The 19,486-nt window shown below is 64.7% G+C and carries 24 protein-coding genes and 1 tRNA gene; 18 read left to right on the top strand and 7 right to left on the bottom strand.

Going from position 1 to position 19,486, the window contains the following annotated elements; all coding sequences use genetic code 11:
* Window positions 1–5 precede the first annotated feature (5 nt).
* From ABW18_RS05550 to ABW18_RS05605, 14 genes are all read left to right on the top strand, one after another.
* Complete coding sequence (locus ABW18_RS05550; protein ID WP_152930009.1) at window positions 6–497, top strand: hypothetical protein; 492 nt, start codon at window positions 6–8, stop codon at window positions 495–497.
* Window position 498: 1 nt separating this feature from the next.
* Window positions 499–1,215 carry a phage minor capsid protein gene (locus ABW18_RS05555; protein ID WP_049697938.1) on the top strand — a complete coding sequence of 239 codons (717 nt, stop codon included), beginning with the start codon at window positions 499–501 and terminating at the stop codon, window positions 1,213–1,215.
* Window positions 1,212–1,664: a P27 family phage terminase small subunit gene (locus tag ABW18_RS05560; protein WP_049697939.1), complete on the top strand. Its 453-nt coding sequence runs from the start codon at window positions 1,212–1,214 to the stop codon at window positions 1,662–1,664. The genes ABW18_RS05555 and ABW18_RS05560 overlap by 4 nt, the downstream gene beginning before the upstream one ends.
* Window positions 1,661–3,115 carry a terminase large subunit domain-containing protein gene (locus tag ABW18_RS05565; RefSeq protein WP_053117372.1) on the top strand — a complete coding sequence of 485 codons (1,455 nt, stop codon included), beginning with the start codon at window positions 1,661–1,663 and terminating at the stop codon, window positions 3,113–3,115. Before ABW18_RS05560 ends, ABW18_RS05565 begins: the two co-directional genes overlap by 4 nt.
* Window positions 3,116–3,256: 141 nt before the next feature.
* Window positions 3,257–3,535: a hypothetical protein gene (locus ABW18_RS05570; RefSeq protein ID WP_049697940.1), complete on the top strand. Its 279-nt coding sequence runs from the start codon at window positions 3,257–3,259 to the stop codon at window positions 3,533–3,535.
* Window positions 3,535–3,726 carry a hypothetical protein gene (locus ABW18_RS05575; protein WP_049697941.1) on the top strand — a complete coding sequence of 64 codons (192 nt, stop codon included), beginning with the start codon at window positions 3,535–3,537 and terminating at the stop codon, window positions 3,724–3,726. The genes ABW18_RS05570 and ABW18_RS05575 overlap by 1 nt, the downstream gene beginning before the upstream one ends.
* Complete coding sequence (locus ABW18_RS22875) at window positions 3,723–3,878, top strand: hypothetical protein (protein ID WP_160318040.1); 156 nt, start codon at window positions 3,723–3,725, stop codon at window positions 3,876–3,878. Before ABW18_RS05575 ends, ABW18_RS22875 begins: the two co-directional genes overlap by 4 nt.
* A 10-nt stretch (window positions 3,879–3,888) precedes the next feature.
* Window positions 3,889–4,251 carry a hypothetical protein gene (locus ABW18_RS05580; RefSeq protein ID WP_049697942.1) on the top strand — a complete coding sequence of 121 codons (363 nt, stop codon included), beginning with the start codon at window positions 3,889–3,891 and terminating at the stop codon, window positions 4,249–4,251.
* 290 nt (window positions 4,252–4,541) lie between these two features.
* Complete coding sequence (locus tag ABW18_RS05585; RefSeq protein ID WP_049697943.1) at window positions 4,542–4,763, top strand: hypothetical protein; 222 nt, start codon at window positions 4,542–4,544, stop codon at window positions 4,761–4,763.
* 324 nt (window positions 4,764–5,087) lie between these two features.
* Window positions 5,088–5,150 (top strand) — tRNA-OTHER (locus ABW18_RS22680).
* 1,017 nt (window positions 5,151–6,167) lie between these two features.
* Window positions 6,168–6,626, top strand: coding sequence for a hypothetical protein (locus tag ABW18_RS23100; RefSeq protein WP_235434292.1), 459 nt, complete (start codon window positions 6,168–6,170; stop codon window positions 6,624–6,626).
* 243 nt (window positions 6,627–6,869) lie between these two features.
* Window positions 6,870–7,244 carry a hypothetical protein gene (locus ABW18_RS05595; RefSeq protein WP_162491222.1) on the top strand — a complete coding sequence of 125 codons (375 nt, stop codon included), beginning with the start codon at window positions 6,870–6,872 and terminating at the stop codon, window positions 7,242–7,244.
* A gap of 100 nt (window positions 7,245–7,344) precedes the next feature.
* A complete protein-coding gene (locus ABW18_RS05600) occupies window positions 7,345–8,871 on the top strand; it encodes an MFS transporter (protein WP_049698102.1) in 1,527 nt (508 codons plus the stop codon).
* Window positions 8,872–8,998: 127 nt separating this feature from the next.
* A complete protein-coding gene (locus ABW18_RS05605) occupies window positions 8,999–9,475 on the top strand; it encodes a TetR/AcrR family transcriptional regulator (RefSeq protein WP_235434293.1) in 477 nt (158 codons plus the stop codon).
* Between the two features lie 43 nt (window positions 9,476–9,518).
* On the opposite strand, the gene ABW18_RS05610 is transcribed toward ABW18_RS05605, so the two are convergent.
* Window positions 9,519–10,094, bottom strand: coding sequence for a TetR/AcrR family transcriptional regulator (locus ABW18_RS05610; protein ID WP_200903210.1), 576 nt, complete (start codon window positions 10,092–10,094; stop codon window positions 9,519–9,521).
* Between the two features lie 86 nt (window positions 10,095–10,180).
* On the opposite strand from ABW18_RS05610, the gene ABW18_RS05615 reads away from it, so the two are divergent.
* Window positions 10,181–10,897: an SDR family oxidoreductase gene (locus ABW18_RS05615; protein WP_049697948.1), complete on the top strand. Its 717-nt coding sequence runs from the start codon at window positions 10,181–10,183 to the stop codon at window positions 10,895–10,897.
* 60 nt (window positions 10,898–10,957) lie between these two features.
* A complete protein-coding gene (locus ABW18_RS05620; protein WP_049698103.1) occupies window positions 10,958–11,512 on the top strand; it encodes a hypothetical protein in 555 nt (184 codons plus the stop codon).
* Between the two features lie 44 nt (window positions 11,513–11,556).
* Here the strand turns inward: ABW18_RS05620 and ABW18_RS05625 are convergent, their stop codons facing one another.
* The 3 genes from ABW18_RS05625 to ABW18_RS05635 form a co-directional block, all read right to left on the bottom strand.
* Window positions 11,557–12,762: an arylsulfotransferase family protein gene (locus ABW18_RS05625; RefSeq protein ID WP_049698104.1), complete on the bottom strand. Its 1,206-nt coding sequence runs from the start codon at window positions 12,760–12,762 to the stop codon at window positions 11,557–11,559.
* 176 nt (window positions 12,763–12,938) lie between these two features.
* Window positions 12,939–13,262: an AzlD domain-containing protein gene (locus tag ABW18_RS05630; protein WP_049697949.1), complete on the bottom strand. Its 324-nt coding sequence runs from the start codon at window positions 13,260–13,262 to the stop codon at window positions 12,939–12,941.
* Window positions 13,259–14,068, bottom strand: a complete 810-nt coding sequence (locus tag ABW18_RS05635) for an AzlC family ABC transporter permease (protein WP_049698105.1) — start codon at window positions 14,066–14,068, stop codon at window positions 13,259–13,261. The genes ABW18_RS05630 and ABW18_RS05635 overlap by 4 nt, the downstream gene beginning before the upstream one ends.
* An 18-nt stretch (window positions 14,069–14,086) precedes the next feature.
* Between ABW18_RS05635 and ABW18_RS05640 the strand changes: the two genes are divergently transcribed.
* Together ABW18_RS05640 and ABW18_RS05645 are read left to right on the top strand one after the other, a co-directional pair.
* The gene (locus ABW18_RS05640; protein WP_049697950.1) at window positions 14,087–14,725 is read left to right on the top strand and encodes an XRE family transcriptional regulator; all 639 of its coding nucleotides are present in this window, start codon (window positions 14,087–14,089) and stop codon (window positions 14,723–14,725) included.
* A gap of 278 nt (window positions 14,726–15,003) precedes the next feature.
* Entirely contained in the window at window positions 15,004–16,509 is a 1,506-nt protein-coding gene (locus ABW18_RS05645; RefSeq protein ID WP_049697951.1) for a DEAD/DEAH box helicase, read from the top strand.
* Here ABW18_RS05645 and ABW18_RS05650 read toward each other — a convergent pair.
* The 3 genes from ABW18_RS05650 to ABW18_RS05660 form a co-directional block, all read right to left on the bottom strand.
* Window positions 16,481–17,299 (bottom strand): maleylpyruvate isomerase N-terminal domain-containing protein, encoded by an 819-nt coding sequence (locus ABW18_RS05650; protein ID WP_049697952.1) that lies wholly within the window; start codon window positions 17,297–17,299, stop codon window positions 16,481–16,483. The genes ABW18_RS05645 and ABW18_RS05650 overlap by 29 nt on opposite strands.
* Before the next feature lie 109 nt (window positions 17,300–17,408).
* Window positions 17,409–17,915 (bottom strand): hypothetical protein, encoded by a 507-nt coding sequence (locus tag ABW18_RS05655; RefSeq protein WP_049697953.1) that lies wholly within the window; start codon window positions 17,913–17,915, stop codon window positions 17,409–17,411.
* Between the two features lie 17 nt (window positions 17,916–17,932).
* Window positions 17,933–19,483: a 4Fe-4S binding protein gene (locus ABW18_RS05660; RefSeq protein WP_049697954.1), complete on the bottom strand. Its 1,551-nt coding sequence runs from the start codon at window positions 19,481–19,483 to the stop codon at window positions 17,933–17,935.
* Between the last annotated feature and the right edge of the window lie 3 nt (window positions 19,484–19,486).

Raw genomic sequence — 19,486 nt, forward strand, 5'->3', positions numbered from 1 at the left:
GAACCATGAAGCCCACGAAGCCCAACGCAGTAATCACCAAGCGCAAGAAAGCAATTGAGGAGTCGCCGGGTGTTCCGTGCCCGGCATGTAACACCCCCACCCAGGGATTCCACGAACCCTTGCCGACTGCCGATCCGAAGTGGAAGCCCGCCCAGCCGGGGGAGATCGACAAAACGATGGTCACCGACGAGAACGCTATCTCAGCGCTGCGGGCGGATCGGATGGCCAGGCGCGCCAAGGGGAACATGCGCGAGGAGTTGGCAGCGCAAGACCTCGCGGCCCGCTACCGCAACGCAGACAGCCCGCAGGGCGGACCCGAGAAGGGCCTTGACGATTGTCCGGTATGTGGTGCGACCGACGTGAAGGTCGACGACGCCAAGCTCACCCCGCAGGGGCGGGCGAAGGTGACTCGCACTCGTGCCCGCAAGGTGCAGAACACCATCGCGGCCTCTGCCGATGAGACCGCAGCCCGCCTCCGGAAGCGCTGGGTCAAGTGAGATGAATCTGAACCGCGCTTACCGGATCGCGGCGAACACCGCCGGGGCGGTGGCGCGTGCGCTCCAGAAGTTGAAAACCGCTGTCCAGGTGGCGTTCGAGCGTGCCATCGTGACTCGCAACCCTGCGGGGCAGGAGGGGGCAGTTAGGCGTTCGATCTCGTCCACTGTGACGACTCTGAGTAGTTATGTCATGACGGGCACGGTGAACGCCTGGAGGACCGCAGGCAGCGGCTACCGTCCGTCCCTCCGGAAGCTGACGCTTCCCGTCCTGTTGGCCTTGGGGCGGATGGAAACGATCTCGGTGAAGCGGTTCCACGAACTCGCGGACGAGGCCCTCTCCCGGATCACTACTGAGACCCGGGAGGACGTGCTGCGCGAGATTGTGCGGGAGTTCGTCGCACGCGGCATCCTGCGGATTACCGACTCTCTGGGGCGTGAGTACGACGCGGTCGAGTGGACCGAACGAGCCGTCGACACAGCGATTCTCAACGCTGCGCGGCAGGCATACACGGGGACACTCCTCGCGAAAGGGTCGACGGTGGTCAAGGTGATCACCGAGCAGGGGGCCTGCGGCAAGTGTCGCCCCTTCCATAATCGACACCTCGCCCTGCGACCGACCCCGGGGATGTTCACGGTGGCCCAGGCCGAGAGGCTGGGGCTGTTCCATCCCTCATGCCGGTGCCATATGGTCGAGATCAGGCAGGCGGTGGCCGCGTGAACGAGTGGGTGCCTGCATTCCCAGGACAGCGGCCCCCGTTTTTCAAGGACGGCAACGAATGCGCCCTCCGGCACGGTGCGCACTCTCCGAAGCTCGTGAACCCCCGCCGTGACGAGATCGTCGCGGGGCTACGACAGGCTATGCCGCACTTGGACAACGAGGGCTACGGCCCGCAACTGTCCCGGTACGGGACGACCCTCGCACAGATTGAACGCCTCGACGCCTGGCTGGAGGAACACGGGGTCATCGGCAAGGGCGGCAGCATCAAGCCCGCAGCCAAGTTCCGTGCCGATCTCGATAAGTTGGCTCTCAATCTCGCTGGCGCACTTGGGCTTACGCCCGTATCTCATGCTCGGGTATTACGCGACCTGGGGGAGGCTGGTCGGTCTCAGGTCGACATCGCCAAAGCGCAAGAGGAGTATCTCCGCGAGCAGAGGGGGAGCGCGTGACAACAACCCTCGACGACCTCCAGCACGTCGGCAGGTTCGCCGACAACTTGATCGGGCAACCACTGTGGTCGCATCAGTTAGAGATGGCCGAATCCGAGGCCCGGTACCGAATCGTCTGCGCGGGCAGGCAGGTCGGCAAGTCGCGACTTCTCGCGGTCCTGGCGTTGCACCAAGCCTTCACCGTGCCCGGCTCGCTGACCCTGTTAGTGAGTGCCGGTGAGACGGCCTCTCTGCGGTTGCTCGACGAGTGCGGGACCCTCGCGACGAAAGCACCGATCCTGCGGGGCAGCGTCGTCGACGACCATAAGACGACTCTCACGCTGAGCAACGGGTCGCGGATCGTCTCGGTTCCCGCGTCGGAGAGGCAGATTCGCGGCTGGGCCGTCGATCTCCTCATCATCGACGAGGCGGGGTTCGTCGCTGAGGATATTTGGCGGGCGGCAGAACCAGCGGTGATCGCCCGACGCGGTCGCGTGGTCCTGTCCTCTTCGCCCTGGGGTAACCCGCAGCACTTTTTCCGACGGCTGTGGACCCTCGGCAGGGTGCCCGACACGAAAGTTGCGTCGTGGCATTGGCCGTCGATCGTCTCACCTCTCATCAGCGACGAAGACCTCACCGACATCGAAGCCCGCGAGCCGTCGAACTACTTTGCCCGTGAGTACCTCGCGGAGTGGCCCGACGAGGCGGGGGCGTACTTCTCTACCAATGAGATCGAGAGCGCGACAGCGGACTACGAACTGTTAGCCCCCGAGAGGGCCAGGGGCGCAACCGCAGTGGCGGGGGTGGATTGGGGCTACAGCTTGGACGCGAATGCCCTAGTCCTCCTGGGGGCCGTCGACGAGGAACACCTCATCGGACGGCGCGACGACCTGCCTGTGTTCTACGTGCCGTGGCTCGAACACCACTACAGAATGCCGTTCACCCAGTTCGTCGAGCGGATCGTTCAGGTGGGCAGGGGATACGAACTCGTCTCGGTTGTCAGTGAGACCAATGGTGTTGGTCAGGGGCCGACACAAGCTCTCTATGAGAAGTTCTTACACGAGCCCCTTATGCCGGGAGTGCTCCCGGTAACCACAACGGCGCGGCGAAAGATGGCGGGCTTCTCCACAATCAAGCTGCTGTTACAACAGGGGCGGCTGGTTCTTCCGCGACATCCGGAACTCTTAAAACAGTTGTCCTACTTGTCATTTGAGACGCTCGACTCCGGTCTCACCCGAATTTCAGTTCCCGAGTCCCAAGGGCACGACGACCTCGTGATGGCACTCATGCAGGCCGCGAGCTGTTTGAACACCTACTACGAACCCGAGCGGCCTCAATACCTCATCAAGTCGAAACGCCCCGAGATGCTCACTACCCCAGGGAAAACGGTGATTCCCAGAACGCCGCGACCCATGACCGACCCGATGCCCCTCTCCTGGGGGCCGATGAATGCAAAGGCGTGGAACGCATGACCCCCGAAGAACTGCGCGAGCTTGCTGAACAGCTTGACCGAATCGCGGACGGGTACCCGCAGACACACGCGGGTGACTCTTGGTACCTCCTGGGCCAAGCCTCCGGTCTGCGGATGGCAGCTCGAACGATGGGATCAAACGATGTTGCGTGAACTCAGGCGGGCTATCGCCTCTCGGCTCGCGGTGTGGTCCACCCGATGGCACCTGCGCGAGACCGAGTTAGACCTCGACCTCACCGGGGTTCCCTCGGTCGACTCTCCGGCGATCGCTTGGGGTAGGACTCTCCCCGTCCCCACGGTCACCTTGATCACCGGAGGATGCGAGACCGACCTCACCCCCTATCGGGCGCGTGAGCTTGCCCAAGAGATATGGGACCTGGCCAACGACATCGAGGACGCCATCGCCGAGGACGGGTGCTAATGAAGGTCAGTTGCGGACGCCGCCCGATCCGTCCCGTGGTCGACATCGGCAGGGGGCCATACCCGATCTGCCTCCGGCTCGCGGGCATCAACTGGCATCTGTCCGAACGCGAAGCCCTCGCCCTAGCCGACCAACTCCACGACACCATCGACGCGGTGCGCTCCGGCATCGCACCCGAGGAGGGGCAGTGACCATCCCCGAGCAGGCAGCCGCCGCCATCGCCCGACGCGGCTACCGCCATCCGACCCACGACCTCGACGCGGAGATTCTCCGCACCCACACCGACCCCGCACGTCTGGGAGTCTGCCGCACCTGCGGGACCCCTGGCCCTGCGACACCTTGAGGAGCCTTTTGTGACCAATCCCCACAACGCGGCCATCGCGTTGACATCAACTGTGACTCAGTTCGTCGCGATGAAACGTGGAGTGCTCAACCCGACGCTCTTGGTGCCCGCCACCCCCGAGGCATCCGAAGCCCTGGCCCGCTGCCACGACATCGAATCCGCCGCCCGCTGTCTCGACGACGCCCTCGATAACGGCCTGGTAGTCGATGAACTAGGACACCCCACTACCGTCTCGTTCCTCGCCGACGAGGTCGCTCGACGCCTGGGCGCACTGCGGGAGAGCCTCCAGCGCACCGGAATACTCGACGCCCTCGCCCCAGCGGGCAAGACCGCCGTGAGTAGCGCGATGAGTGCTGTCTACGGGGAGCTATGAGCGTCTGAACGGATCGGTCGACATGCTGTTGCGGGAGGCCATCACAGGAGACGCTGGTTTGGGCTGTCTAACTAGCACCCGCAGCCACCCTGTTGGGGAGTAGTGCTGAACGAAACCGTCTGCTTGCTCGACCTTGAGAACCCCGCTATCGAGGACGCTATGACTTCGGACCTCCACGGGCCGCGTTTGATTGTCGGGTGTGGTCACTCGGATTGTGTATGTGCTCATGCTGCGAGTGAACACCCGACCACTGACAATCCTCGTTGTACGAGTCGCGGCACAATCGTCGAGTGACTTACGAAGCAAACGAGTACAGCCGACTCGATGAGTACGCCTACAGCTACATTCAGCACCCCGAGCAGCCCATCGAACCGAAGCTCTATCGCGAGCACCGACCAGACGTGCATGAGGTCAACCAACCGTGTGCGGCATGTGGTGACCCTTGGCCGTGCGGGGTATTCGATGCTCTGCTCCTGGGACTCTCGCACTCGTGGGGAGTGCGCAGCAAGTAGCTCGCGCCACGGTGAGATGGTCTGCCGTTCGAGACGAGGGGTCTACGAGTGAGTGACAAGATGTCATTCACTTGCGCCCCTCCTGGGTTCTGGCGTGGACGTCTCGCACCTCCTGCACCGATCCGCCGACCCCCGTCGCGCGGGAACAGCCGCGTGAGTACATGTGTTCGATCGGCGGGACCCGTCCCGCAGCCGTCCCGCAGTGGTCCCGCAGGACGACCAACACGAGTGCGTGTTGCCAACGCAGCCGCACGTAACCGTTTGGGTCGAGAAGCGCAGGCAGACAACGAGTTCCGAACAGAACAACGCCCTGACCTGGGTCGGGTGGTTTCGGTACGAATCTCGTTCGCATCGAGTAGGTCGGGAGTTCGATTCTCCCTAGCTCCACTACAGGTCAGAGACCCTCTTCGCTCACCGGCGGAGCGTTGCGCGCGAGAGACTGCGATATACAACCAGTCGTGGAAGCAAGCGTGTGTGGCAGCACATCCCGGGACGACGATCTCGGATGCTCCTGAGCCGACACCGCCGTACATATGCCACGATCCGGGCACACCGACTACGACGACCTCGATGCCGTCGGTCACCGCGCCGACGATCCCGACAGCGTCGGCCACCACGTCAGGTGCAGGACCTCAGCCGTTTGTTCACGCGCCGACAGACATTCCGTCACCAACACCGGGGCAGGAGCCCATCGTGCCGGTGCCGTCGGCCGGACAGTCCGGCTCCGCTCGACCAAGTTCGACACCGCCAGTGATTCGGGTGCCGTCGTCCGGGGGCCGATATTCAATGGCAGGATTCAAGCCGACTCGCCCGGTGTGCCACCCTATCGACCGTGCGGCGCGTCGTCAGAAATGCGCGAGATCGCAAAATACGATATCGCGGACTTTACTGACACAGTTGGATACACGACGACCGGTGGAATTGCGCGGATGTACTGTGGAACCAACAAGTGGGGTTTCGGGCACATAAAGGGCAATCATCTGGACGACTGAGCAATATGGCCGGGATTACCGGGGATAAGTGGATGGACCTAATGGACTATTCTATAGAGGCCACGCTCAAACATCCTGAAGAGTTCTCGCTGCGGACCAGCTCTGGTCGAGACTCGACCCGGTGTTATGCGCGTAAGATCTGGAGGTTCAACAAGCGAACCGGACAACTCACTAATTCGTATTTCTGGTCGAATGTCGTCGTGAGCGACTCCAGTTTCAAGATAATCACGGCTTACCCATCGACGGGATCGACGTCGGCCTGTGGGGGGTTCTCATGAAGGGTCTCCCTCAGCGGCGCTGGCAAGCTAGCGTTCGGTGGTGTACCGTCTCGGCGATCGCGATCATTGGCGTTTCGGGCTGTCAAGATCAAAGTATAAGACCTACAAGCTCGAGTTCGGGGGCATCGGCGCCAGTGTCTGCAACTGAAGGTCGACTAGTTGCGCTTCGCGGCGATCATGCCGCGTTGGTCGAAATTCTTCCGAACCAGCTTCGGGCGTATGCCATCGAAATTGACAACGACGAAGTCGCGCCGGATCGATTTCTTGCCGCTAACCTGGTGCTATCAGAAGATTACGCGCGGACGGCCACATTTGTTATGACTGTTCCGCAACATCCTTCCGAGGTCGGTGACATGGATGAGGAGCGACGATTGTACGAAGGGTCTTCGTACTCTTTCGCGCCGATTCCGACCGCAAAGGCGGCAACATTCGGGCAACACTCATACGTCCGAACGATGGCAGACGATTCAGGTCGCAGAGGGTGGTCATTGTTCTCTGATGTAGTCAATGTGAGTCTCATATTCTCAGGAGTCGAGATTAGCGACACCGAGCTGTGGGCAATGGCTGAACGTGCGCGTGCCTATCTGAGCTAGCCTGAGCGATTAGGTCGGAGTGGAATTCCCTCGGCTGGATGCCGGTTGAAAACTCCGATTGCCCGGAGGCGCGTACTTGCTTGTTGGGTCGTTCGCCGTCGGGTCGTAAGTCGTCTTCGATGTCGACAACCAGCCCGACCCCGTGGATTGGCGCGTATGCGTGCCAGATGTGGACGGCTGGTGAGGTGGAAGCGGCCACTCGTCCAGAGGAACCCTATCGGTGTCACGTGTGGATATCCGTCGGTGTCGACTGTGGTGAGTCTGGCCAGGGTGTCGCGGTCGCGGTTCAACAGTTCTGCGATTCCGTTGTCCATCTGGCTCGAGCGCCTTCAGCCGACCGCTCCGGTACGTCTTGCCCGCGTGGTCGCGGTTGCCGAGGCCTTCGGCCCTCAGCGGGGACTCGCGCTCCTCGATCAGGTCGACCGCGAGCACCACCTCACCGACGACCCTCTCGTCACCCAGCGCGCCCACGCTGTTCGGGCCCACCTCTTTGAGCGCCTCGGCGACCACGGCCGAGCCGCAGACCACTACCGCATCTCTGCCGGACTGACCGACAACGCCGCCGAGCGCCGCTACCTTCTCGAACGGATCGGGCGACAGGGTGAAGCCATGACGTGAGTCTCGGGAAGTGTGGGGACACCTTGCCCTCAGATAGTAGTTGTACGATAGTTCTAGTTGAATTATCGTACAACTACTATCAGTCGAGTGAGGGGTGTTGATGAGTGGACAGGCGGCGGCACCCTCGGGGGCGCGGGCATGGGCCGGGATGGCGATGCTGGCGCTTCCAACTTTTCTGCTCGGGCTCGACGTGACGATGCTGTATCTGGTGATGCCGGCGATGGCCGAAGATCTGGCTCCATCGGCTACGCAGACGCTCTGGATCATGGACGCTTACGGCTTCCTGCTCGCGGGTTTCTTGGTCACGATGGGCACTCTCGGCGACCGCGTGGGACGACGCCGCTTGCTGATGGTCGGGATCGCCGCGTTCGCGGTGGTTTCACTACTTGCGGCGTTCGCGCAGAGTGCGGAGCTCCTGATCGCGGCCAGGGCGCTGCTCGGGATTGCGGGAGCCACGCTGATGCCGTCGACCCTCTCGTTGGTCTCGAACATGTTCCCCGACCCGCGACAGCGGGCTGTGGCGATCGGTGTCTGGGCGACGTTGTTCGCTGGAGGTATGGCGGCCGGACCGATCGTCGGTGGAGTGCTGGTCGATTCACTCTGGTGGGGAGCGGCGTTCCTCGTGGCGGTGCCGATCGCCATCGTTGTGCTGCTGCTGGGACGAGCGGTGCTGCCCGAGTATCGCGACCCCGGTGGTGGCCGGATAGACCTGATCAGCGTGGCGCTGTCGCTGACGGCAATCTTGCCGATCATCTACGCCATCAAGCACATCGCAGGCCACGGCCCAAACGTCAGTGCCGTTGTCGCGGCCATGGTCGGCGTAGTCGCCGGCGCAGTCTTCTGGCGTCGACAACGCTGCCTCGACGACCCTCTTGTGGACGTAACCCTTTTCCGCAATAAGGCGTTCAGTGTGGCGTTGGCGGTCCTACTCATCGGGCTCGTTGGGGTGGGAGGAAGCATGTACCTGGTCACCCAGTATCTGCAACTGGTCGAGGGGCTGGACCCGTTCGTCGCGGGCCTATGGATGGGGCCGCCCGCGCTGGCGATGTTCGGTGCGGCCATCGGCGCGCCCCTGCTGGCCAGGCGTATCCGGCCCGGCTACGTCATGGGCGGCTCCTTGGCCATCTCCTTGATCGGATACGTGCTCTTGGCTACGGCAGGCCTGAACGACGAACTCACCGTCGCTGCCGGATTCGCCTTCGTCTACCTCGGCCTCGGTGCGATCGCCGCGCTGGGAACCGACATCGTGGTCGGTGCGGCACCGGCGTCGAAATCCGGATCGGCCGCCTCTCTGTCCGAGACCGTTCAAGAGCTTGGGATCGCGATCGGCGTGGCCACGCTGGGCAGCCTCACCGCCGCGATCTACCGCTCTCAACTGTCGATTCCAGAAAGTCTCTCCGAGGAGGAGGGGGCAGCGCTGGTCGACGGTCTCACCACGGCCACGGCGATCGACGACGAGCTCCCCGCGGGCACACTCGTCGAAGCGCAACAGGCCTTCACCATGGGCCTGAACGTGGCCTCTGCGGTTGCAGGGATCGCGATCGCGGTCGTCACAGCGTTCTGCTTGCGAATGCTTGGGCACGTGCCCCGACTCGATCAAGTGCATCAGCAGGACCCGGCCAGTTGAACGATGGTTCGACTATCGTTGGGGCGTGATAGATGGTGACGTGACGGGCGGTGACGGGCACGTCGATGGGCGCCGGGCTCGGGGCGCGAGGCGCCGGGCCGAGATCATCGATGCCACGCTCGCAGTCGTGACTCGTGACGGTGCGGCAGGCGTCACGCACCGCACCGTCGCCAAACAGGCAGGAATCACCACGTCCCTGAGTACGTACTACTTCGCTACTCTCGACGACCTGCTCGTCGCCGCCCTCACCAGCGTCGCCGACGCGTACACCGCGAAGATCAGAGCGATAATCGACTCACCCGGCGACAAGCTCACGGGCCTGGCTGAACTCATCGCCGAAACCGCAGGCTCCGGACGCGAACGCGCCCTGGCCGAACGCGAACTCTCCACTCTCGCTGCTCGACGGCCCGCTCTGCGACCGGTTGCTCGACGCTGGCGCGAGAACATCGCCGAGCTCGCATCCGCCCTCACCGATGACCCCACCGCCATCGCGGCCGTGGTTGCTGCCTCCGACGGGCTATGCACCGCCATCCTCCTCGACAACAGCCCTGCTGAACCCGGATACATCCAAGACGTTCTCCAAGGCGCGATTCACCGCGAGTGAGCCATTGTGCGGGATGTTTCTCGAAGGCGTGATGTCCGGCAGGTCACGCAGTGTCCTGTGCTGCGGTGCTCACCGCCCGTAGCGCCGTCATCGCGGTGTCGGCGATGTTCAGGAGGTCTTGCGTCGAGCCGCCGTCGCGCGCGCATCCCGACATTCCGCGAAGAACGGCGACGAGGAACTCCGCGAACTGATTGCTGTTGACCGTGTCCGCGAGGTCTCCGTCGCGCATGCCCTGGTCGAGTCGGGCCTGCAGACGCGCCCGCAAGGTCTCCCGCTGAGCACCGAGGCGCGGTTCGGTGAGCATCAGGCAGCCGGGCGGTGTCGTGGGGCCGGTGTGGGCGTGCGCGGTGTCGTCGAGTACTCGGGCGATCGCCTGCTCGACGGTCGGGAGCGCGGTTGCGTCGTCGACTGCTGCGATAGCGCGGTCGAAGTAGAGCGCCGACGCCTCGTCGAACAGGTGCTGTTTGTCGCCGAAGGCCGCGTAGAGGCTCGGTGCCGTGATGCCCATGGCGGCGGTGAGCCGCGCGATCGAGGAGCCGTCGTACCCGGAACGCCAGAACTCCTCGACGGCCGCCAGCAGGGCGGCGTCGCGATCGAAACTCCGAGGTCGGCCAGCCACGGGCAAACAATAACATAGTGACCGTTACAGAATGTGTTACGGTGGCTGAGTTAATAAGCTAGCGATCGATACAGAATGGAATCATCATGAACATCGAGGGTGCGGTTGTGCTCGTCACCGGCGCAAACAGGGGAATCGGAGCGGCGTTCGTCGAACAACTCAAGCGCCGCGGGGCGTCGAAAATCTACGCGGCGGCTCGCGACGCCGGCACCATCCACGCGGACGGCGTCGAGGCGATCTCGCTCGATGTCACCAATCCCGACGACATCGCCGCTGCTGCCGCGACGGCGACCGACGTCGATCTGCTGATCAACAATGCGGGCATCTCCACGGGAACCCCGCTGGTGTCCGGGGATGAGGCGGCGATCCGTCGCGAGATGGACACCAACTTCTACGGGCCGCTGCTTCTGACCCGTGCTTTCGCGCCGATCCTCGAATCGAATGGTGGGGGAGCAATCCTCAACGTCGTGTCTGCGTTGTCGTGGTTCACCGCACCGGGCGCCGGCGCGTATGCCGCGTCGAAAGCAGCGGCGTGGATGCTCACCGACAGCACCCGGCTGGAGTTGACCGCGCAGGGCACGCAGGTCACGGCCGTCCACATGGGTTTGGTCGACACCGACATGTCGCAGGGCATGGACGCGCCCAAGCTCTCACCCGCCGAGCTGGCAAACGCTGGCCTCGACGCCATCGAGTCGGGGGAGCAGGAAGTGCTGGCCGACGACTGGGCAAAGCTTGTGAAGTCCGGCCTCACGCTCGAGCCCAAGCAACGCTACGAGCAACTCTTCGGCGCAACGGGTGCGTAGTTGGCAGATGAGGCTCCCGAGCGGGTAAGACGGAATCGTCCGCTCCGAGAGGTGATCGTCATGAGCCATGACATCCTGTCCGACCCCGAGATCGCAGCACTGACTGCGCAGCAGCGTCGGGATCTGATTGCCCGACTGTCCCGCCCGCTCGACGGCATCGCGCCGAGTCCGGTTGTGCGCAGCAGGATTCGGCGTGTGCGCATCGGCGTGATGGCGATCGGCGCGACTGCGCTCATCCCGTGGATCGTCTTTCTCGGGCTGACCCTGCCGGTCGACTACGTCGCCCACAACTGGTCGGTCACCTGGATTGGCTTCGACGTTCTGCTCGTCACCATGATGACCGCGACCGCGGTGCTGGCGTTCCTGCGTCGCCAACTGCTGGTCCTCGCGGGATTCACCACCGGAATCCTGCTCATCTGCGACGCCTGGTTCGATATCATGACCGCGGCCCCCGACGACCGGTGGGTCTCGCTACTGACCGCGTTCCTCGCCGAACTACCCCTCGCCGCGCTCTTGATTCTGGGCACCACGCGGATCATCCGCCTCAACGCCGTACGCCAGTGGCAGATGGAACCCCATGCGCCGCTGTGGGATCTAAGGATGGCCCTCGGCTGAGCGGTGGGCGCTATCTTGTGTCGTTCAATGCCGAACGCGTGCGTTCACGGCCACGTGTCGAGGTAGGCGCGATAGGTGCCGACCGGAAGCGTTGCGTCGTAGGTCATTTCGCCCGAGGGTGAGAACTCCGAGATGTGCGGGGCGGTACCCCAGCTCCCGAAGGTGTATCCGTCGGCCAAAGCTTGTGCATTGCCGGTGGCGGCTGTGGCCAGGCCTGCGGGATGCGCTTGGCGTCGAACGAGAGTCGCGGTGCGTCTGGTGGGGTCGAGTCGAATCCACTTGATGCTGGAGTCGCCGAGTTGGGTGGCAACGTTGATGTTGTTGTCGAACAAGCGAATCGTGTGGGGATCGGCGTACTCGACGTCGTGTTGGCCGAAGAAGTCTGTTCCGGGCCCCATGCGCAAGCTCGAGTGCTTTCCGCCGGCGCTCCAGAGGATCTGACCGGTACGAGCGTCGATGTTGTAGGCGGCGTTCAGGTTTCGGAAAGAGATCAGCAGGTTTCCGACCGGGTCGAGCACTATCGAGTTCATGTGGAACGGATCGAAGGTGGCTGCGCCGCCGAGCCCGGTATATTGGGCGGCCGACGCCGTGAGCGGAATATGTTGTAGTGCAGACCATTCGGTCAGTGTCCGGCCACTGGCGACGTCGACGACCGAGGCGACGCAATCGAGGAGCGTCCCGTGCTTGGGGCCACCGACGGACGTGAGGTCGGCGCTGACCTGGTGGTATGACGTGATCAGAGCCCGACCGTCTGGCGTGAGCCGGAATTCGTGGACATCGGAGCCGAGTCCCGCAGGGGTGATCTTCTTGATGATGTGGCCACGGGTGTCGGCGATGACGTCGACGCCCGCGCCGTGACCACCTTGGCCGGAGCCTTCCCACCACGTGAGCACCTTGCGTCCCTGATAGGTCTGCGTGCGGAAGTTCGAGATACTGCCGCCTTGGGCGACGGTGTATCGCCACACGACCCGACCCGTCTTGTCCACGATCACGGCGGATTGGTCGGTGTTGCCGAGTCCGCGTGGAACGACTGGTAGCGGTACCGCTGCGGCCCACCCCGTTGTGTAGAAGATGTATCCCGAAGGTCCGCCGGGCTTGTTGACGTTCACCGTGTAGGTCGGGGTGCCGATCGGGTTGGTCGGAAGGCGAGGAGCCGCTTGCGCGGTTGCGGCACACGTGACGGCCGAACCCAGTCCAACTATGGCTGCGGTCAGTATGGCCAGAAGACGCGGCGTCGAGCGCTTACGCATGAGGGTCCCTCGGTAGATCGATGCGAACTCAACGATCTTCGGGCGTTCGTGTGCCGATGACAAGCTCTCACGCGGGGTGATTTGAAACCGTGGTCCTGTCGTGTCCGGTTCGCGGAGAAGGGATTTGGGTCAAGCGCGCATAACGTACACGCCGCGTACCCCGTGTAGGAGCAAACTCACCCGACGCCGGCTGCACGGAGTCCAGCGGCGACGCCTGCCGCCAGCAAGATCACCACGATCAGCGGTGCCTTGAGCAGTGCGGCCACCACCCCGGCGGCAACTCCCGCCGGCCGCGCCCATCCGGACAGATCCTGCCCGGCGTAGAGGGCGCCGGTCGCGGCGACCGCAACAAGGAGAACCAGCGCGGCACGGTCGATCAGCGCTCGCACATTGTCCGACACTGTGATTCGTGATCGGAGCAGGGGGCCGGCCAACCGCAGGGCATAGGTACCCGCGGCCAGTACTGCGACGCCGATGAACAGTTGCGTCCCGTGCGTCACGACGCACGCTCGGCGGCATGGAGTGCACGCTCGGCGTAATGAGGCGCACGCTCGACGGTATAGGGCGCACTGTCGGCGGGATGGAGCGCACGCTCGGCAGTACGGAGCGCACGGTCCGCGCCGCGGCGGGGGAGCGGCACGCCGGCAAGGAGCCCGGTAAGGGCGAGCAGGACCGGGACGCCCGCGGGGACGAACGGCGTTGTGGCAACGGCGATCACGGCGCCCAGGGCCAGCGACGCGCCGAGCTTGCCGCGCTCGGAACGGTGTGCGCGCACTGCCGAGATCGCCAGTGCGGCCAAGAGTGCGGGGAACGCGGCGTCGAGTCCAAGTGTCTCGGGGCTCGAGATGATCTGCCCCGCAGCGGAACCCACGGCTGATCCCGCCGGCCACGAGACGAGCACACCGATCCCGCACCACAGGAAGGCGGCACGCGCACGCTCGGCGTCGGGTGCAGCGGCGGTCAGGGCGGCCGTCTCGTCGTTCACCATGTGAGCGCCGACGAGTCGGCGCATGCCCGACCCGAGGTACGGCCCGACGGACAAGCCGTAGCCGAGGTTGCGGGTGTTGACGAGCAGGCCGGCGAGCGCGCCGACGATAGGCAGTCCGCCGGTGGCGATGATGCCGACGAAGACGAACTCGCTCGAACCGGCCATCACCACGCAGGCGATGGTCAGGATCTGCCACCAACTCAACCCTGCGCTGTGACCGGCGACGCCGTACGAGCATCCGATGACGAACACCGACATCGCCATCACTGCGACGCTGCGCAGCGTGCCGTAGCCGAGTGTTTCCCATGACGAACGCATGACCACTATGATGAACATATGGGTACTGTTCGTCAAGATGAACACTCGGACGATTCATCGAACGATCACCTCGGTGGTGCCGCTGGTCGGGCCGAGGCTGCGCCGACGGCGTCCGGCCCCACCGCGGTGATCGCCGCGGCGCTCAAGCGTGAGCGGGCTCGCGTGGGCCTGTCGATCGGCGAACTCGCACGGCGTGCAGGCATCGGGAAATCGACGTTGTCGCAGCTAGAGCAGGGTCTCGGCAACCCGAGCATCGAGACCGTCTGGGCGCTGAGCGAGGCGCTCGGCCTGACCTTCTCCGACCTCGTCGACACCCCGCCCCGTCGAGTGGAGGTGATCAGGTTCGGCGACGGGCCGGCGATTCCCTCTGCGACCGCCGAGTACATCTCGACGCTCTTGTCCGCGGCGTCGCCGTCGTCGCGGCGCGATATCTTCTTGCTGCGCGCCGAGCCGGGAGAGCCGAAAGTGTCTCGCCCGCACGCGCGCGGCGTCGTCGAACATGTCGTTCTGTGCGCGGGGAAGGCGCTGGTCGGTCCTCTCGATGATCCGGTGGAACTGCTGCCCGGCGACTTCATCTCCTATCCCGGAGATGCCGACCATGTCTTCGACGCGCTGGAGCCCGGCACGTTCGCGGTACTGGTCAGCGAAGCTTTCTGACATTTCCGCCGCAACCACTTCGGAGCGCAAACGTGACCGCGCTCACCATGATTCGCTCACTCGGACGACCTCGCGTACGGTGTACATATTGGCGTGCACAGACATAGCCAACGCGTCGTAGATCGCAATTCTCGCGGCGGGTCCCCCACATAGCCCGGGGTCGACCACCGCTCTTTGACTTCATACGGCGAAACGACTTCGCGCACCCGCGATTTCGCCACCACAGCACAGGCCATAGTGGTCCACAGTGCTGATGAGCACGTAGAGAGACCTTTTACATGACTACATTTGCCGAGCTCGGCGTACCTGCCGAGATCGTGAAAGTCCTTGCCGCGGATGGAAAATCCGAGGCTTTCCCCATCCAGACCGACACCCTTCCCGCCACGCTCGACGGCGGCGACGTCCTCGGCCGCGGCCGCACGGGATCTGGTAAGACACTTGCGTTTTCGATTCCGCTCGTGGCCGGGCTCGCCGAGCTCGACGTCGACCGCGTCCCCGGCGCACCCACCGGCCTCATCCTCGCGCCGACGCGCGAGCTGGCCACACAGATCGCCACCGCGGTCGAGCCGCTGGCAAAGGCCGTCGGCCTGACCGTGACCACGATCTTCGGTGGCGTCAAACAGGCTCGTCAGGAGCAGGCGCTCGGGCGCGGCGTCGACATCGTCGTCGCATGCCCCGGACGCCTCGAAGACCTGATGCAGCAGCGCATCGTTCGTCTCGACAACGTCGAGATCACCGTCATCGACGAGGCCGACCACATGGCCGACCTGGGCTTCCTTCCCGGAGTCACCCGAATCCTGGCCGCAACGCCTGCCGACGGACAGCGGATGCTCTTCTCGGCCACCCTCGACCGCGGCGTCGACAAGCTGGCCAAGCGCTTCCTCGACAATCCGACGATGCACTCGGTCGACGAGGCCACATCGCCCGTCGAGGCCATGACGCACCACGTCTTCGAGATCGAGCACGCCGACAAGAACGCCATGGTCGCCGAGCTCGCATCGGGAACGGGACGTCGAATCCTCTTCACACGCACCAAGCATCAGGCGCGCAAGCTCGCCAAGAAGCTCACCTCCGATGGCATCCCCGCCGTCGACCTGCACGGCAATCTGTCTCAGCCGCAACGTGATCGGAACCTGAAGGCGTTCGGCGAGGGCGGTGTGCGCGTGCTCGTGGCCACCGACGTCGCCGCGCGTGGTGTGCACGTCGATGCCATCGAGCTCGTCGTCCACGTCGACCCGCCTGCCGAGCACAAGGCGTACCTCCACCGCTCCGGCCGCACCGCACGTGCGGGCAACGCGGGCGACGTCGTCACGCTGTGCCTGCCGGACCAGCGTCGCGACGTTGCCGGCCTGCTCGGCAAGGCTGCGATCAAGGTCAAGCCGGTTCGGGTGCGCCCGAGCTCGGCGGAGGTCGACGCTCTCGTCGGCGCACGCGCCGAGCGAGTCGAGCCGACACCGGAGCCCGCCCGCCCGGCCGGACAGTCCCGTCAGGGAGCCGGCGGTGGACGTGGTCGCGGAGGCGCCAACGGGGCACGACGCCGCAGCGGCGGACCTCGTGACGGACGCGGTGCGCAGAGCTCGCGCGGCTCCGGCCAGCGTGGCTCCGCGCAGGGCGGTTCAGGTCAGCGCAGTTCCGGACAGCGCAGTTCCGGACAGGGCGCCTCGAGCCAGCGCGGCTCAGGCCAGGCGCGCGGCGGACAGTCGCGCGGTCAGCAGAACACGCAGAGTCGCGGTCAGCAGCGCGGCGGCGGTCGCGTCAGGCATCAAGCGGCGCGAACCGCTTGATCAGATGGGTAGCGAGCCATGGACTGGGACCCCAGGCCATGGCTCGTCCTGTCAGTAGTGCACGCATCGGCGACATGCGGCCGTAGCCGATGAGCACCCCCGCGGCTGGTTTGACGCTCACATAGAGATCAGGGTCGACATGCTCGTCGGGGTTGATCTCGAGATGCCCGTCGGTGAACTGGTAGATAAAGCGTTCGTCGGTTCCGCGGAACCGGATTTCGAATGTGGCGTCGGGTGGCGACGATTCTCCGAGGTGATCGATCCAGCACGGCAACAGCTGGTGCCTGCCCCGTGCGACCAGCGGTGCGACGCCCGGGTCGAGTTCCCAGTGGGCGCCGATCGCCCGTGCGATGTCGTGGCCGTGGACGGTCATCTTGCCGATCAGAATGCCCAGTGCGGAGTCGGCACGGACCCCACGACAGTCGCCCTCGACGGCCATGACGGGCACTCGCGCACCGAAGCGGCCGACGAGATCGAGTAGTTCGTCGAGTTCGTCGACGAGTCTCTGTGCGAGCTTGTGCACGTCCCTCGTGGGCAAATTCGCGATCTGTTTCGCGTAGATGTCCTTGAGATCAGACGGGCGGCTCGGCCACGCCGTGGCGCCACATGCCAGTTCGAGGTAGCGGGAGGGCTCGCTGGCGACGTGTCCGACGCACTCCGCGATGGTCCACTTCGACCGCCTGCCCAGCGACACGTCTGGATTGTCGATGTTGCACACGAGGTCGACGAAATTCTGAGCTGTCGCTCGTGCGGCGTCGATATAGGCAAAGCGTGAAAGCGTGTTGTTCATCCCCAGGCCACCCCCGTCGCGGGATGACGATACTCGCGAGCGCATGTCTATGCGATGCTCAGGCGGTGTCATTCGAACGTAGGAAACCGAATTGTGACATTGCGTCGATTCAGATACCGGCGGCACTCAAAATTGCGGAGCGTACAGCGGCAAAACAGTCGTCGGCGTCCGACTCTGGCCCGAGCCCGATGTGACAGGTGTTGCCCAGCGGCCCGGCGTCGCCGAAGCCGGACACCGTGAACCCGCGTTGGGCAGGATCGGTCGACAACGAGTCCGTCGGAGACAGCGTGGCCTGCGCAAATGGCACCGAAGTCACGACGACCCCCTTACTCGACCCGACCACCTCGACGATCAGATGCGCGGGCGTCAGCACGACGAGAGTCCCGAAATCGGTGTCCTCGGTGTCGGGCTCCAAGCTCTGTGGCGCCAGCGGACCCGGCTTCACCGACTGCGAACTGCGCGTCACCCACGCGGGGGACTGATCGTCAAGTTCTAGTCCCTCGTCCTTGACGTACTCGCGGAGTCCGAGGCGCATTTCCGTCGCGAGCAGTGGCAGGTTGGCCTCGGTCGTCGTGCGGTTGTATTCGGCGTGCTGAGTCGGCTTCGAAGGGCTCATGCCCGCAAATCTACCGATCAGCGGCCGGCCCGGACGAGCGTTGCGCGCGACCCCCGCGTCGGTCTGCGCTTCGATCCCCGGGTCGGTCTCGGCAACAGGCCGGCTTCGAGGTCGGCCAACAACGAGGCGACGGTCTCGCCGGAGTCGGTCTTGTTGGTACCGATGAAGCCTGACGGCCCGCGCTTGATCCAGCCGGTCACGTACATGCCCGGCACGCGACGACCGTCGTCGACGACGCGTCCTGCGTCGTGCGGGATCAGTGCGCGCGCGGCGTCGAAGGGAAGTCCCGGGACGGGCTGACCCCGGTACCCGACCGAGGTGAGAATCAGTCCCGCGGGGAGCGTCGTCGTCGTGGAAGGGCCCGTTCGTTGCGAGTTTGCGACGACGAGCCCATCGGCGGCCCCCGACCCGTCGACCGACACCGCCTGCGGTGTGTGGTGGAACGCGAGGCGGATGTGGCGACCCGAGACGGGCTCGTCGGTCGCCAGTTCTGCCAGGAGTTCGAGCTTGGTCCGTGCCACCGGGTCGAGGTTGTCGTGCGAGACGTCCGTGAAGGCGGAGACGTCGGTGACCACTCGCACGCCGTTGTCGACGAGGCCGACGAGTTCGGGCAACGTGAAGGCGGCATGTTCCGGACCTCGACGCCCGAGCACGGTGACCTGCTCAATCGACGAAGACTCCAGCGCGGCAAGCGCACGAGGCGCGATCGATGTGTCGGCCAGGCGCCCTGCACCTCCGACGAGGATGCGCGCGACGTCGAGCGCGACGTTGCCATTTCCGACCACGACCGCACAGGGGTGCGACAGGTCGGGATCGAGCGAGGCGAAGTCGGGATGGCCGTTGTACCAACCGACGAACGACGTGGCCGATCCGACGCCGGGAGCGTCGATGTTCTCGATCTCGAGGCGACGATCCGTCGGCGCACCTCCCGCCCAGATCACCGCGTGATGCCGTGCGCGCAGGTCGTCGAGCGTGATGTCACGGCCGATCTCGGTGTCGAGAAGGATCTCGACTCGTGGATTGCGGGCGATGTCGTCGAACAGGTCGATGACCTGTCGGGTTCGTGTGTGATCCGGGGCGACGCCGTAGCGCGCGAGGCCGAAGGGGCGTCGGAGGCGTTCGTAGATAATCACCGACACCGCGCGGTGGCGGAGCAGGTCGTCGGCCGCATACATCGCCGACGGCCCCGATCCGACGATGCCCACTGACACGGGCTCTTCGATGCCGAGTGCCCGCGGGTGCTCGATCGGCGCGAGTGGAAGCCGCTGCACCGGGTCGACGGGAAACCGTGCGTCGGTGAGACCGAGCTGTCCGTCGGCCGCGTAGGCGAGGGCGTTGATGTCGGCAAAACGTTCCTGCCCCAGGGGGATTCGATGAGAAGGAACGATCGCCCCGACCGGACACGCGCTGACGCATGCTCCGCAGTCGACGCAGGTCGTCGGATCGATGTAGAGCATCTCCGACGTCGCGAAGTCCGGCTCGTCCGGTGTCGGGTGGATGCAGTTGACGGGGCACGCGTAAACGCATGAGGCGTCGCCGCAGCACGATTGGGTCACGACATGTGGCATGTG

It is taken from the genome of Gordonia jacobaea (genome assembly GCF_001186365.1).
GTDB classification, from domain to species: domain Bacteria; phylum Actinomycetota; class Actinomycetes; order Mycobacteriales; family Mycobacteriaceae; genus Gordonia; species Gordonia jacobaea.

Excerpts from the sequence above, each read along its gene's own strand:
- ABW18_RS05640 (WP_049697950.1), top strand. The coding sequence starts at position 14,087 with ATGGGTACTGTTCGTCAAGATGAACACTCGGACGATTCATCGAACGAT.
- ABW18_RS05550 (WP_152930009.1), top strand. The coding sequence starts at position 6 with ATGAAGCCCACGAAGCCCAACGCAGTAATCACCAAGCGCAAGAAAGCA.
- ABW18_RS05650 (WP_049697952.1), bottom strand. The coding sequence starts at position 17,299 with ATGAACAACACGCTTTCACGCTTTGCCTATATCGACGCCGCACGAGCG.
- ABW18_RS05660 (WP_049697954.1), bottom strand. The coding sequence starts at position 19,483 with ATGCCACATGTCGTGACCCAATCGTGCTGCGGCGACGCCTCATGCGTT.
- ABW18_RS05645 (WP_049697951.1), top strand. The coding sequence starts at position 15,004 with ATGACTACATTTGCCGAGCTCGGCGTACCTGCCGAGATCGTGAAAGTC.
- ABW18_RS05655 (WP_049697953.1), bottom strand. The coding sequence starts at position 17,915 with ATGAGCCCTTCGAAGCCGACTCAGCACGCCGAATACAACCGCACGACG.
- ABW18_RS05600 (WP_049698102.1), top strand. The coding sequence starts at position 7,345 with ATGAGTGGACAGGCGGCGGCACCCTCGGGGGCGCGGGCATGGGCCGGG.
- ABW18_RS05635 (WP_049698105.1), bottom strand. The coding sequence starts at position 14,068 with ATGCGTTCGTCATGGGAAACACTCGGCTACGGCACGCTGCGCAGCGTC.
- ABW18_RS05625 (WP_049698104.1), bottom strand. The coding sequence starts at position 12,762 with ATGCGTAAGCGCTCGACGCCGCGTCTTCTGGCCATACTGACCGCAGCC.
- ABW18_RS05620 (WP_049698103.1), top strand. The coding sequence starts at position 10,958 with ATGAGCCATGACATCCTGTCCGACCCCGAGATCGCAGCACTGACTGCG.
- ABW18_RS05555 (WP_049697938.1), top strand. The coding sequence starts at position 499 with ATGAATCTGAACCGCGCTTACCGGATCGCGGCGAACACCGCCGGGGCG.
- ABW18_RS05575 (WP_049697941.1), top strand. The coding sequence starts at position 3,535 with ATGAAGGTCAGTTGCGGACGCCGCCCGATCCGTCCCGTGGTCGACATC.
- ABW18_RS05570 (WP_049697940.1), top strand. The coding sequence starts at position 3,257 with ATGTTGCGTGAACTCAGGCGGGCTATCGCCTCTCGGCTCGCGGTGTGG.
- ABW18_RS05615 (WP_049697948.1), top strand. The coding sequence starts at position 10,181 with ATGAACATCGAGGGTGCGGTTGTGCTCGTCACCGGCGCAAACAGGGGA.